The organism is Pseudomonas morbosilactucae, assembly GCF_023241715.1.
GTDB classification, from domain to species: domain Bacteria; phylum Pseudomonadota; class Gammaproteobacteria; order Pseudomonadales; family Pseudomonadaceae; genus Aquipseudomonas; species Aquipseudomonas morbosilactucae.
In genome coordinates, this window is the sequence record NZ_JALQCW010000088.1 from 55,186 (window position 1) to 68,257 (window position 13,072).

15 protein-coding genes are annotated in these 13,072 nt (G+C 64.5%); 9 read left to right on the plus strand and 6 right to left on the minus strand.

Translation table 11 applies throughout. The features are described 5' to 3' along the window. Window positions 1–3 precede the first annotated feature (3 nt). Window positions 4–906 (plus strand): LysR family transcriptional regulator, encoded by a 903-nt coding sequence (locus M1B34_RS28915; protein WP_268263823.1) that lies wholly within the window; start codon window positions 4–6, stop codon window positions 904–906. On the opposite strand, the gene M1B34_RS28920 is transcribed toward M1B34_RS28915, so the two are convergent. The 3 genes from M1B34_RS28920 to M1B34_RS28930 are packed head-to-tail and all read right to left on the minus strand — an operon-like array spanning window position 903 to window position 2,678. Further along, window positions 903–1,415 carry an NUDIX hydrolase gene (locus M1B34_RS28920; protein WP_268263822.1) on the minus strand — a complete coding sequence of 171 codons (513 nt, stop codon included), beginning with the start codon at window positions 1,413–1,415 and terminating at the stop codon, window positions 903–905. The genes M1B34_RS28915 and M1B34_RS28920 overlap by 4 nt on opposite strands. 8 nt (window positions 1,416–1,423) lie before the next feature. Continuing rightward, window positions 1,424–2,131, minus strand: a complete 708-nt coding sequence (locus M1B34_RS28925; protein ID WP_268263834.1) for an NUDIX hydrolase — start codon at window positions 2,129–2,131, stop codon at window positions 1,424–1,426. Between the two features lies 1 nt (window position 2,132). Next, window positions 2,133–2,678, minus strand: coding sequence for an adenylyltransferase/cytidyltransferase family protein (locus tag M1B34_RS28930; protein WP_123331776.1), 546 nt, complete (start codon window positions 2,676–2,678; stop codon window positions 2,133–2,135). Window positions 2,679–2,859: 181 nt separating this feature from the next. On the opposite strand from M1B34_RS28930, the gene M1B34_RS28935 reads away from it, so the two are divergent. The 3 genes from M1B34_RS28935 to nadE are packed head-to-tail and all read left to right on the plus strand — an operon-like array spanning window position 2,860 to window position 5,588. Further along, a complete protein-coding gene (locus M1B34_RS28935) occupies window positions 2,860–3,507 on the plus strand; it encodes a nicotinamidase (RefSeq protein WP_123331778.1) in 648 nt (215 codons plus the stop codon). 12 nt (window positions 3,508–3,519) lie between these two features. Next, complete coding sequence (gene pncB, locus M1B34_RS28940) at window positions 3,520–4,749, plus strand: nicotinate phosphoribosyltransferase (RefSeq protein ID WP_123331780.1); 1,230 nt, start codon at window positions 3,520–3,522, stop codon at window positions 4,747–4,749. A 2-nt stretch (window positions 4,750–4,751) separates the two neighbouring features. Then, on the plus strand, window positions 4,752–5,588 hold the full coding sequence (gene nadE / locus M1B34_RS28945; protein ID WP_185039198.1) for an ammonia-dependent NAD(+) synthetase: 837 nt from the start codon (window positions 4,752–4,754) through the stop codon (window positions 5,586–5,588). 106 nt (window positions 5,589–5,694) lie between these two features. On the opposite strand, the gene M1B34_RS28950 is transcribed toward nadE, so the two are convergent. Continuing rightward, a complete protein-coding gene (locus M1B34_RS28950) occupies window positions 5,695–5,886 on the minus strand; it encodes a hypothetical protein (RefSeq protein ID WP_268266922.1) in 192 nt (63 codons plus the stop codon). A gap of 274 nt (window positions 5,887–6,160) precedes the next feature. Next, the gene (locus M1B34_RS28955) at window positions 6,161–6,547 is read right to left on the minus strand and encodes a GFA family protein (protein ID WP_268266923.1); all 387 of its coding nucleotides are present in this window, start codon (window positions 6,545–6,547) and stop codon (window positions 6,161–6,163) included. A gap of 251 nt (window positions 6,548–6,798) precedes the next feature. On the opposite strand from M1B34_RS28955, the gene M1B34_RS28960 reads away from it, so the two are divergent. The 3 genes from M1B34_RS28960 to M1B34_RS28970 are packed head-to-tail and all read left to right on the plus strand — an operon-like array spanning window position 6,799 to window position 10,261. Further along, a complete protein-coding gene (locus M1B34_RS28960; RefSeq protein WP_268261943.1) occupies window positions 6,799–8,160 on the plus strand; it encodes an MFS transporter in 1,362 nt (453 codons plus the stop codon). Between the two features lie 11 nt (window positions 8,161–8,171). Continuing rightward, a complete protein-coding gene (locus tag M1B34_RS28965) occupies window positions 8,172–9,434 on the plus strand; it encodes a gallate dioxygenase (protein WP_123331832.1) in 1,263 nt (420 codons plus the stop codon). Further along, the gene (locus tag M1B34_RS28970) at window positions 9,431–10,261 is read left to right on the plus strand and encodes an amidohydrolase family protein (RefSeq protein ID WP_268261945.1); all 831 of its coding nucleotides are present in this window, start codon (window positions 9,431–9,433) and stop codon (window positions 10,259–10,261) included. Before M1B34_RS28965 ends, M1B34_RS28970 begins: the two co-directional genes overlap by 4 nt. Before the next feature lies 1 nt (window position 10,262). Here the strand turns inward: M1B34_RS28970 and M1B34_RS28975 are convergent, their stop codons facing one another. Beyond that, window positions 10,263–11,486, minus strand: coding sequence for a LysR family transcriptional regulator (locus M1B34_RS28975; RefSeq protein WP_268261946.1), 1,224 nt, complete (start codon window positions 11,484–11,486; stop codon window positions 10,263–10,265). A 129-nt stretch (window positions 11,487–11,615) separates the two neighbouring features. Between M1B34_RS28975 and galB the strand changes: the two genes are divergently transcribed. Both galB and M1B34_RS28985 read left to right on the plus strand, forming a co-directional pair. After that, window positions 11,616–12,356 carry a 4-oxalmesaconate hydratase gene (galB, locus tag M1B34_RS28980; protein WP_123331836.1) on the plus strand — a complete coding sequence of 247 codons (741 nt, stop codon included), beginning with the start codon at window positions 11,616–11,618 and terminating at the stop codon, window positions 12,354–12,356. Beyond that, window positions 12,353–13,072, plus strand: coding sequence for a 4-carboxy-4-hydroxy-2-oxoadipate aldolase/oxaloacetate decarboxylase (locus M1B34_RS28985; protein ID WP_123331838.1), 720 nt, complete (start codon window positions 12,353–12,355; stop codon window positions 13,070–13,072). Before galB ends, M1B34_RS28985 begins: the two co-directional genes overlap by 4 nt.

The window sequence follows — 13,072 nt, forward strand, 5'->3', positions numbered from 1 at the left end:
ATAATGGATCTGTTCCAGGCGATGTCGGTGTATGTGAAGGTGGTGGAGGCGGGCAGCATGACCGCTGCCGCCCTGGAGTGCGGCTTGTCCACCACCATGGTCGGCAACCATCTGCGGGCCTTGGAGCAGCGCCTCGGGGTCAGCTTGTTGAGTCGCACCACCCGGCGCCAGCGGTTGACCGAGTTCGGTGCCGAGTATTACCAGCGCTGTCTGGCGGTGCTGGGGCTGGTGGCTGATTCCGAGCGCCTGGCCGAGCAGGTGCAGGACCAGCCGGCCGGCACCCTGCGCATCACGGCGCCGCTGACGTTTGGCTCCGAGCGCCTGGCTCCGGCCCTGAGCGAATTCGCCTTGCGTTGCCCCCAGGTCAAGCTCGATGTGGTGCTGACCAATCAGCGTCATGACTTGATCGACAGCGGCTTCGATGTCGCCATTCGCCTCGGTAACCCCGAACCCTCGGCACTGATCGCGCGGCCGCTGGAGGACTACACCCTGACGATTTGCGCCGCGCCGGCCTATCTGCAGCGCCGTGGTACGCCGCGACGGCCCGAAGACCTGCAGCAGCACGACTGCCTGGCCTTCGCCTATCCGGCGGGAGACGACTGGAGTTCAGTGGAAAAACAATGGCGCCTGAGCGGCCCTGAGGGAGAGATCCGGGTGCCGGTCTCCGGTTCGTTGATGATCAACAGTTCCGCCGGTTTGTATCAGGCGGCGCGCAGCGGCATGGGGGTGGTGATGTTGCCCGACGCCCTGGTCCAGGAGGACCTGGAGCAAGGGCGGCTGGTGGCCTTGTTGCAAGGCTACCAACTGCCTCGGCGCCCGATGAACCTGCTGTATGCCCAGGACCGTTATCGCCTGCCCAAACTGCGCAGCTTCGTTGATTTCGCCCTGGAGAAGTGGGGTCGTTAGGCCTTGGTGGCTTCGCTGGCCAGCAGCAACATGGCCGCCGAAAGGGTATGGCCGTCGCTGATCTTGCCGCCGGCGATCAGGCCCATCAGCTCCTGACGGCTGACCCACAGCACATGGTCCACTTCGCCGTCGGTCTCGGCGGCGCTCTGTTCGTCGATCAGCACTTGGCACACCGCCACCGCGCTGGCGATCAGCGAGGTGTTGCTGTGCAGCAGGCCCAGTTGCTTGACTTCGCAAGCGCGCCAGCCGGTTTCTTCCAGCAGTTCGCGGGCGGCGGCGTCGCTGGCGCTTTCACCGGCATCGATGGCGCCTCGGGGAAACTCGATGGACTGGCCGCCGATGGCCCGGCGCTTGAGTTCCACCAGCATCAGTCGGCCATCGGCCAGGGTCGGCACGGCAACGACGCCGTTGATGGCCTGGGCCTCCCTGATGATGAAATAACCGTTCTCGCGAACCACCTTGAAGTAGGGGGTTTCCAGCAGGCATTGGGTCTCGGTGACAGGCTTCATGCTCGGTACTACTCCAGAAAACAGCGATCGAAAAGGTACAGGTTGGCGGGCTTGAGGTGTTCCAGGGTGGCTTGCGGGCGGCCGCCGTCGCCGCTTTTCTTGCGCCCGGTTTCCCGCAGGTGGCCGGCGTCGGTCATTTTCAGCAGGCGTTGGCGAATGCTGGTCTTGAGCACCGGGCGCTGCAGCACCAGGGAGAAAATATCCACCGCTTCCGGGGCGCTGAACTCAGTGCCGAGGAACATCAGTGGCAGGCTGCTGTACAGCGATTTGGAGAGCAGTCGTTCCTGCACCTGCGCCACCAGTTGGTTGTGATCGAAGGGCAGTTTGAAGGCTGCCGACGCCACTTCCCCAAGGGGCTGAAAGCGCTGGTGGGCGGCCGGCTCAGCGGCGTCACTGGCAATCGCCAGGTAAAAAGTCGAGGACGACCAGCAGCGCGGGTCGCGAAACGCATCGCCGACGGTGCCCACTTGCTCGATCCAGGCCAAGGGAAGGTCGACCTTGCTGGAGGCGCGCAGGCGTTCCACGGCATCGTCCAGGCTGCGGTCCTCGACATCGCCGTTGACCACGATCCCCGGCAGCGCCCAGTGCCCGGCAAAGGGCTCGCTGTCGCGCTGGTTGAGGAGGATGTGCAGGGCCTGGGTCTGCCGGCAGTAACGCAACACGCAGAGGTCGATGGTGTGCAGGTAGGCGCTGTGGTGGGTGCTGCGGTCTGGCATATCAGTGTCCGTGGGCGGCGTAGAGGCGGTAGTTTAGCGGATCCATGCCCGGGGCTATCCAGTGCCGGGGCAGGGCAGTGCCCGAGACCAGGCATTGACGCAGGGCGGTGCTGCGCACATCCAGTTGTTCCTCGACGCAAAGTATGGAAAAACGCGCCAGCAGTTCGGCGCCGCGATGGAAGTCGGGCAGGCGCGCGGCCACATCCTGGCCCACCACCAGGGCAATGCGCTTGCCGTCGATGGCCAGGTCGTCGGCCAGGCGTGCCAGCAGGTCGTAGCTGTAGATCGGCGCCTGGCTATGCCGGGCCACATGCTCCTCGATGCGGCTGACCGCCAGCTCGGCGGGGCACAGCCCTTGCAAGTGCTCGACGATGCTCTGCAGCCATTGCACCCGCCACTCGAAGTCGACCATGGACTTACCGTCCGGGTGCCGGAAGCTGGGGGCGACCAGCACCCGCCGGGCGTGGCGAGCGGCTTCGATCATCACTTGGGCGTGGCCGGCGTGGGGCGGGTTGAAGGCGCCGCCGTAAAGGGCGATTTCGAACATGTGGCTCTCCCTATTGGTACATGACGTGTACCCTAGCATTGGCTGTTTGAAAGCGCCATGCCTCTGTCATTCATATTTAACAGCTTGAATAGCTTGTGCTGGCCAATAAAAATTTCAATCGGTGCTTGATATGAAAGTACATGACATGTACCTTGTGTTCCATGCAGAGGAGAGACCCAGCATGAACAGCCTGACGATGAACACCGCTTCCTTCGATGTCGATGCGCAAAAAAGCTTCACCCCGCTGTGCCCGGACGAGTTGCCGGTGGCCGGCGGCGATCGCATCGGCGGTGAGTTGAATTTCATGGCCACCCTGGCCGGCCTGCGTGTAGGCAGCAAGGACGCCCACAGCCCGCAAGCGCCCTGGGTCGTGGCCGACGCGGCGCAGATGCTCCAGCCCACCGGCCTGGAACACGCCGACCTGACCTGGGTCAGCCACTGCGTACCGGGCACCGAAGGTTTCACCCTGCTGGACGACTTGCCCACGCCCTACGAGTACGACTACTTCGTGTGGAAGGGCGTCGAGCCGGACCTGCACCCCTACGGCGCCTGCTACCACGACCTGCACGGCAAGCTGTCCACTGGGGTGATCGAGTACCTCAACAGCCGCGGGGTGACCCAAGTGATCGTCGGCGGCCTGGCCCTGGATTTCTGCGTCAAGACCACGGCCCTGCAACTGGCCGCCGCGGGCTTCAAGGTGATCATCCACTTGCCGGCCTGCCGGGCCATCAGCGAGCAGGGCGCGGCCCAGGCCCTCCAGGACATGCAGCAAGCGGGAATCGCGATTGCCGCCACCCGTGAAGACACCGCCAGATTGGCCAGCGCATAAGGAACCATGACCATGGAAAGTGCATTCGACCGCGACACCGGGGTGATCCAGAGCTTGCTGGACACCGACTACTACACCTTCACCATGATGCAGGCGGTATTGCACCAGCACCCCAACGTAGACGTGGAGTACCAATTCATCGTCCGCTCCCGGGAAAAGCTCGGCCACCTGATCCCGGAAATTCGCGAGGAGCTGGAAAAGCTCGCCGGCCTGCAGATGCGTGAAGGTGAGCAGCGCTTCCTGTTCAACAAGCGCTTTCGCGAATACCTGACCCCGGATTTCGAACAGTTCCTCGGGCTGTTTCGCTTCAACCTGCGCTACATCCACGTGTCGGAGATCGACGGCCAACTGAACATTCGGGTTCGTGGTCCGATGTTGCACTGCATCATGTTCGAGCAGCCGGTGCTGGCCATGGTCAGCGAGCTGCGCAACCGCGACAAATACCCGGACGTGGAGTTGGCGGACGTCACCCGCAAGCTCTACCAGAAGTTCGAATGGCTGGAAAAAAACGCCAGCCGCGAAGAGCTCGCCGAGTTCCGTGTATCGGACTTCTCGACCCGTCGGCGCCTGTCATTCAAGGCCCAGCGCGAGGTGGTCAATGTGATGCGCAGCGATTTCCCCGGGGTGTTTGTCGGCACCAGCAATGCGCACCTGGCCTATGAATTCGACCTGCCGCTGATCGGCACCATGGCTCACCAGTGGCTGATGGTGCACCAGCAACTGGGGCGGCTGCGGGAAAGCCAGAACGCCGCATTGGAAAACTGGGTGCACGAGTACCGTGGCCGTCTCGGGATTGCCTTGACCGATTGCATCAGCACCGACTTTTTCCTCAAGGATTTCGACCTGTACTTCGCCAAGCTGTATGACGGGCTGCGCCAGGACTCCGGCGACCCCATCGTCTGGGCCGACAAGGTACTGGCGCGCTACCGGGAGCTGGGCATCGACCCGAAGACCAAGGACCTGATGTTCTCCGATGGCCTGAACTTCGAGAAATGCCTGCCGATCCTGCGGCACGTGCGGGGCCAGGCCCGGTTCGGTTTCGGCATGGGCACCAGCCTGGCCTGCGATGTCGATGGGGTTGAACCCTTGAGCATCGTGATGAAACTGGTGCGGGTGCACGGCGAGCCGGTGGTGAAGTTTTCCGATGACCCGATCAAGAACGTCTGTGAAGACGTGTCGTTCCTGCGCTACGCGGCACAGGTGTTCAACGTCAACCTGATCAATCCGCAACTGGGGGCCTGAGCATGACCACACAAACACGTATTGCCCGGGAACTGGGGATCGACCGGCAACTCAAGGCCGGTGGCGAAGCCGTTGAAATTGCCCGGCGCATCGCCTTTATCAAGCAGGTGTTCACCGGGGCCGGTTGCAAGACCCTGGTGCTGGGCATCAGCGGCGGCGTCGACTCCCTGACTGCCGGGCGCCTGTGCCAATTGGCAGCAGAGCAACTGCGGGAAGAAGGGCAGGACGCGCGTTTTATCGCCGTGCGCTTGCCCTACAAGACCCAGGCCGATGAGCGCGATGCCCAGGCCTCGCTGGACTTTATTCGCCCGGACCTGATCAGCACCTGCAACATTGCCGACAGCGTGGACGGACTGATGCGCCACATCGCCATCGACGGTCTGCAACCCTCGCCGGAGTTGACTGACTTCGCCAAGGGCAACGTCAAGGCCCGGGCGCGGATGCTGGCTCAGTACGCCATTGCCAACTTCAGCAATGGCCTGGTGGTAGGCACCGATCACGGCGCCGAAGCGCTGATGGGCTTCTTCACCAAATTCGGCGACGGCGCCTGCGACCTGGCCCCGCTGTCGGGCCTGACCAAGACCCAGGTGCGATGGCTGGCCGATGCCCTGGACGCCCCAGCACACCTGGTGCGCAAGGCCCCCACCGCGGACCTCGAAGAGCTGGCACCGGGCAAGTTGGATGAAGCGGCCTATGGCTGCAGCTACGACGAGATCGACGCCTACCTGATGGGCGAAACCGTGACCGAGCGGGTGCGCGACATCATCGAACGGGCCTACGCCAAGACCGCGCACAAACGCGAACTGCCCCGGGTTCCGCAAAGCCCGGGAACACACTGATCGCTCCTGCGTCAGCGCCCCGGCGCAACGCCGAGCGTGGGAACCCGAGGTCAGCCCTGATCGTTCCCACGCTCCTGCGTGGGAATGCTGACCGTGACGCTCTGCGTCACAAGGTATCGGGCCACTTGCGCAGGGCGGCTCGACAGTCCTCGGTGAGGGAGGGCAGGTGCTCTTGCAGTTCCGTCCAGCCCAGCTGTTCCAGCGCTTGGCTGGCCACTTCCCGCAGCGGCTGCCACTGCGGGTCGTCAAAGCCGTTTTCGGTGAGGGTGCCGTAGGCGCCGGCCCCAAGGCCATACAACTCGCCAGCAGCGTTTGCAGCAATTGGAACAGCCTCGGTTCCAGGTGCTCGGGAAACCGGTTGACGAAGTTATCCAGGTATTCCAGGTAGTCGGACCAGAGGTTGCACTCGGCGCAGCAGCCGATGTCCCTGCGCTGGCTTTCGCTGTCCTGGGTCAGAAACACCAGGGCCGGGGCCAGTTCGCCCACCAGGATGATTTTTCGGTACTCATCCTGGCCGTACCAAGTCCAGATCAACGACGCAATGCGCTCGTCCCGATCCGTCGCCAGCTCCGTCATCCCACTGCTCCAGCCGCGCACCATCGCGGTCGTTGATCTTCGAATGAGTGATAGGTGGGCATCAGCGCCGTGCTGTGGTTGTGGTCGAAGCTGCCCAGCAACAGGGCGACGGTCGGTGCGTCGTCGAGGGCGCCCAGGGAACTGCCGCACACCGCGCAGAATGCCCGACTGGACGCCTCCGACGACTTGAACGTACTCGGCGCGCCGCCAGGACCGGTCCAGGTCACCCGCTCCCGAGGGAACTCGACCCAGGTCGTAGTCAGGGCGCCGCTGTGGCGCTGGCACATCTTGCAAGAACAGTGGTGAGGATTGCCCGCCGGCCCGCGCGCCTCGAAGCGCACCTGCCCGCACAGGCAACCACCGCTGAAAATCTCTGCTGTCATCGCTGCTCCTTTAGGGTTTTCCAGGTGGGCGAGGGCGCTGAATCTAGCACATCGAGGGGGCATGACTTTCAGGGTTACAGCGGCCCACCCCGCCACCTGTTCAACCGCCATAAATAAAACGCATACCTCGTTCAGCATTATCCGCCGCGCAATGTTCCCCGAGCCCCTACCGTGATCACACAAGACGGCGCATGCGCCCTGCGCTTTCGGGTGAGGGCCGCTTGATCCCATAACAATTAGAGAGCACTCCCATGCACGACACCCCCGTGGTTGACGTAAAACAGTGGGTCGATTCGCGACCGATTTCCCCTTATCAGTGGCTGGTGCTGATCCTGTGTTTTTGCATCATTACCTTCGACGGTTATGACGCGGCGGTGATGGGCTTTATCGCCCCGGCGCTGATCGAGGACTGGGGCATCGCCCGGGCCGACATGGGGCAGATTCTCGGGGCCGGCATGCTGGGTGTGGCCATTGGCGCGCTGATCGCCGGGCCTTACGCCGACCGCCTGGGGCGCAAGCGGGTGCTGCTGGCGTCGATCCTGGTGCTGGGGGTGTTCAGCCTGCTGTCGGCCCTGGCGCGCAATCCGCTGGAGATGGCGGTGATACGTTTTTTCGCCGGGCTTGGGCTGGGGGCGATCATGCCCAATTGCGTGACCCTGGCCTGCGAGTACATGCCCGAGCGGCGCCGCGGGCTGATGATCACCCTGATGTACAGCGGCTTTAATATCGGGTCGGGCCTGGGCGGGTTTATCGCCGCCGGGCTGGTGCCTGCGTTTGGCTGGCAGTCGGCACTCTTGTTCGGTGGCCTGTGCCCGTTGCTGTTGCTCCTGCCACTGCTGCGCTACCTGCCGGAATCGGCGCTGTTCATGGTGGTGCGCGGCGACTCCAATGAACGCATCGGCGCCTTGTTGCGCCGTGCCGGAGGAGTGTTCAGTGCAGACACGCGGTTTGTCCTGAAAACCCCGGCCCTGGAGAAAAAAGCCAAGGTCTTGCAGTTGTTTTCCCAGGGCTACGCCCGCGGCACGTTGGTGCTGTGGGTCACGTATTTCATGGGGCTGTTTGTGATCTACCTGCTTAACGGCTGGTTGCCGACCATTATCCGTGGCGGTGGTTTTTCCCTGCAGCAGGCGGCGATTGTCGCTGGCCTGTTCCAGTTCGGCGGCACCTTCGGCGCGTTGATCGTCGGTGCCCTGATGGACCGCTTCGACGGCAAGAAAGTCATCGCCGGGTTCTATTTCCTCGGCATGGCCTGCCTGCTGACCCAGGGGCTGGTGGGCTTCAACGAATACGGGCTGGCAGCGTTGGTGTTCCTCAGCGGGTTGTGCGTCAACGGTGCGCAGACCGGCATGCAGGCGTTTTCCCCGAGCTTTTACCCGACCGCGATGCGCGCCACCGGGGTCAGCTGGATGCACGGCATCGGGCGCAGCGGGGCAATCATCAGTTCATCCATGGGCGGCGTATTGCTGGGTGTGTTCCCAGGCGCTAACAGTGTGTTCATCATTCTGGCGGTGCCGGCCTTGTGTGCCGCCCTGGCGATTCTCAATCATCGCCGGGCCAACCCGCCCACAGTCATCAAGGGCGCCCCCGGGGCGCTGGTCAATCCAACAGTTTGAGTGAGGTAAGCATGGCTAGGATCATCGGCGGGTTGGCGGTGTCCCACACCCCGACCATCGGTTTTGCGGTGGATCACAACAAGCAGGGAGAGAGCGCCTGGGCGCCGATCTTCGAGGGCTTCGCGCCGGTGCAGCAGTGGCTGCAGGAGCGCCAGCCGGACGTGCTGCTGTATGTGTTCAACGACCACGTGACCTCGTTTTTCTTCGACCATTACTCGGCCTTCAGCCTGGGCGTGGACAGCCAGTACGCGGTGGCCGACGAGGGCGGTGGCCCGCGTGACCTGCCACCGATTGGTGGCCACCTGGGGTTGTCGCGGCACATCGGCAACAGCCTGATGAGCGACGAGTTCGACATGTCGTTTTTCCAGGACAAACCCTTGGACCATGGCTTGTTCTCGCCACTCTCGGCGCTGTTGCCGCACCAGGACGGTTGGCCGTTGCAGGTGGTGCCGTTGCAGATCGGGGTGTTGCAGTTCCCGATCCCCACGGCGCGCCGCTGCTTCAAGCTGGGCCAGGCGCTGCGCCGGGCGATCGAAAGCTACCCCGAGGACTTGAAGGTGGCGATCGTTGCCACGGGCGGGGTGTCGCACCAGGTCCACGGTGAGCGCTGCGGCTTCAACAACCCGGAATGGGACGCACAATTCATCGAGTTGCTGATCAATGACCCGCAACGCCTGACCGAGATGACCCACGCCGAGTTCGCCACCCTGGGCGGCATGGAAGGCTCGGAAGTGATCATGTGGCTGGTGATGCGTGGAGCCTTGTCGGCCAATGTCGAGAAGCTGCACCAGGCTTATTACCTGCCGTCCATGACCGGCATCGCCACGCTGATCCTGGAGAACCGTTCCGGTGAAGTGCCGGCGCCGGTGCACGAGCGCCATCGCCAGCACATGCAGCGGCAGTTGGCGGGCATCGAGCAGTTGCCGGGCACCTATCCCTTCACCTTGGAACGCAGCCATCGCGGCCTGCGCCTCAACCGCTTCCTGCACAAGCTGGTGCAGCCGGCCTGGCGCGAGCGCTTTCGTCGCGAGCAGCAGGCGCTGTTCGAGGAAAGCGGCCTTAGCGAGCAGGAGCAAAGCCTGGTGCGCGACCTCGACTGGCGCGGGCTGATCCAGTACGGCGCGAGCTTTTTCCTTCTGGAAAAACTCGGCGCAGTGGTGGGGGTGTCCAACCTGCACATTTACGCGGCCATGCGCGGTCAGTCCCTGGAGGCGTTCCAGAAGACCCGTAACCAGCAAGTGCTGTATTCGGTGGCCGGGAAGCAAGACACATGAACCTGTTGCCCTGGCCGAAAATCGACTGTCACCACCATGTCTTCGACCCGGCGCGTTTTGCCTACGCCGAAGACACCGCCTATCGCCCCGAAGGGCACGAGTTGGGCACTCCGGACTATTACCACGCGGTGATGGACGCCTATGGCATCGGCCACTCGCTGATCGTCGGCCCGACCTCGGCCTACGGCACCGACAACCGCCTGCTGCTGGCGACCCTGGCCGAAGGTGCCGGGCGTCATAAAGGCATTGCCGTGGTGCCCCGGGACATTTCCAGTGAGGCCCTGGCGGCCCTTCAGGCACAAGGTGTGGTGGGGGTGGCGTTGAATGTGGCGATGCTCGGGGTCGAGCCCTTCCTGCACTGCGACCCGTTGCTCGGGCGCCTGGGCGAGTTGGGCATGCTGGCGCAGATCCAGGTGCAGAACGAGCAGTTGAGCGCCTTGCTGCCGCTGCTGGCGCGCAACAGTACGCGCCTGCTGATCGATCACTCGGGGCGCCCGGATGTGGCCGCCGGCCTGCGTCAGCCTGCGTTCCAGGCCTTGCTGGGCCTGGCCGAGGGCGGGCGCACCTGGGTCAAGCTGTCGGGCATGGGCAAGTTCACCTTGCAGGGTTACCCCTTCAGCGACACCCGGCCCTATCAGCAGGCCTTGCTCCAGGCCTTTGGCGCCGAGCGCTGCCTGTGGGGCTCGGACTGGCCGTTCCTGCGGGCCGACCAGCGCATGGACCTGGCGGTGCTGTTGGGGCGCTTGGCGGAACTGGTGGGGGATGAGGCCCGCTGTCGGCAGATCCTTTGGGACACGCCCAAGGCGTTGTTCGCCTTCGGCAGTTGATTCAACTGCCCGCGCAGCGCTCGCGCAGGCAGTCGATCAAGGCCTGGGCCGCCGGCGAGTGCAGGCAGCCGCTGCGGTAGGTCAGGCCGATGTCCCGCGAGGTGTCGGGCAGGGTCAGGGGCAACTGGCGCAGCAGCCCGCTGCGCAGTTCGTGCTCCAGCTGGTGCACCGACACTGCCGCCAGCAGGTCCGAGCCCAGCAGCAGGCCCCGGACCATGGCCAGGTCGCCGGTTTCCACCACGGCCTGGGGGGCGGCGATGCCCATGCCCTGGAAGCAGGCGTCGAGCATGTGCCGTGCCGGCGCCGCCGAACGCGGCAGGACCCAGCGTGCCTGGGCCAGGTCGGCGGCCTGCACCGGCCCTTGCAGCAGCGGATGACCGTCCCGCACCAGCACCGCCATGTCTTCGCTGAACAACCGCTCGCTGTAGACCCCGGCGCCCGGGTCGTGGTCGCGCAGGGCACCGAAGATAAAGTCGATATCCCCCGAGCGCAGGCCCGCCGTCAGTGCCGTGTAGTCGCTTTCATTGGTGGTGACGCTGAGCCCCGGGTAGGCCTCGATCAGTTTGATGATCGCCTCCGGCAGCAACCGCGTGCGCCCCAGGGGCAGGGCGCCGACCCGCACGGTGCCACTGAGCACGCCGCGCCGCGCATCGATTTCGGCACGCAGGTGGCGCAGTTCGTTGAGCGCCCGGCGGATGTTCGGCTCGATCTCCCGTCCGTACAGCGACGGCACCAAGCCGTAGGGCGTGCGCTCCATCAGCGCCACCCCTGCGCCATCCTCCAGGACCTTGAGCGCGGCACTCACCGCCGGTTGGCTGAGCCCCAGTTGCCGGGCCACCGATTGCATGTGCCGTGACTCGCACAGCGCGGTGAAAATCTGCAGGCGTCGCAGGTTGAACAGGTACAGCGGTTCGGCCTGGTAGCGCTCGCCGGCATGCTTGCCCAGCAACCGCGCCAACCGGTGCGGCACCTGGTGCAGGTCGTCGATGGCGCGCCGTGCCCGGGGCAGCATGCACTTGCCGAAATCCGTCAGCAGCATGCCGCTGGCCTGGCGCTCGAACAGCTCCACGCCGAGGTGCCCCTCCAGGTCGCGAATGGCCCGGGTGATCACCGATTGCGAGCGGTACAGGTCCTCGGCGGCCCGGGACACGCTGCCGTGGGCCACCACCTGGCTGAAGGCGCGGATCTGCATCAGGTTGCACAGCTCGATGGCGGCATGGGGCATGGTGGCGGGGCTTCCGTGGACGGTTGGGCGAGTGCCTATAAATAAAACGCATGGCTGTTGCAGTCAAACGAATTACCCAGCCGCGAGGTGAACTGCGAGCCTTGGAAAAACCCAACAGGAAGTTCGACCATGAGTGATGCCAAGACCCAAAAAACCGCGCTGGTGGTCAGCGCCCATTCCGCCGACTTCGTCTGGCGTGCCGGTGGTGCCATTGCCTTGCACGTGGCCCAGGGTTACCGAGTCCATATCGTCTGCCTGTCTTACGGCGAGCGCGGCGAGTCGGCCAAGCTGTGGCGCAAAGGGCAGATGACCGAAGCCAAGGTCAAGGCTGCGCGCCATACCGAAGCCTGTGCCGCCGCCGAAGTGTTGGGGGCGAGCATCGAGTTCTTCGACCTCGGCGACTACCCACTGCAACTGGACAACGAAGCGCTGCTGCGCCTGGCCGATGTCTATCGCCGCGAGCTGCCGCAGTTCGTGCTCACACACTCCCTCAAGGACCCGTACAACTACGACCATCCACGGGCCGCCGACCTGGCCCAGGAGGCGCGCATCATCGCCCAGGCCGAAGGCTACAAGCCCGGCGAGCCGATCCTCGGTGCACCGCCGGTGTACTGCTTCGAGCCGCACCAGCCGGAACAGTGCGACTGGAAGCCCGATGTGCTGCTGGACATCACCTCGGTGTGGGACAAGAAGTACCAGGCCATCCAGTGCATGGCCGGCCAGGAGCACCTGTGGGAGTACTACACCCGTGTGGCCTTGCAGCGTGGGGTCCAGGCCAAGCGCAACATCGGCATCACCGCCGGCCGCGACATCATTCATGGCGAGGGCTACCAGAGCCTGTTCCCACGGGTGACGGAGAACCTGGCATGAGCGCGCTGATCGGCAAGACCGGCATTGTGGTGCGCAACATCCCTCGGGCCGACCCGCAACTGATCGAAGAACTGGGGCGCTACGGGGTGGCCACGGTGCACGAGGCCCAGGGCCGCAAGGGCCTGCTGGCCAGCGATGTGCGGCCGATCCAGCGCGATTGCGCAGTCAGCGGCACGGCGGTGACGGTGCTGGTGGCCCCGGGCGACAACTGGATGTTCCATGTGGCGGTGGAGCAGTGCCAGGCCGGGGACATTCTGCTGGTGGCGCCCAGCTCGCCTTGCAGCGACGGTTACTTCGGCGACTTGCTGGCCACCTCGTTGCAGGCCCGGGGCGTGCGTGCCCTGGTGCTGGACGGCGGCATTCGGGACAGCCGGACCCTGCGCGAGATGAACTTCCCGGTGTGGTCCCGGGCCATCCATGCCCAGGGCACCATCAAGGAAACCCTGGGCTCGGTGAACATTCCCCTGGTGTGCGCCGGCCAGTTGATCCACCCCGGCGATGTGCTGGTGGCCGACGATGACGGCGTGGTGGTGGTGCGCCACGCCGAAGTGGCCCAGGTGGCCGAGGCCGCCCGGCGCCGTGGCGAGCTGGAAGAACACAAACGCCTGCGCCTGGCGGCAGGGGAGCTGGGGTTGGACATCTACAACATGCGCGGGCGCCTGGCCGAAAAGGGCCTGCAGTATTTCGAGCGTCTTGAAGACGTACCAGGAGCCTGA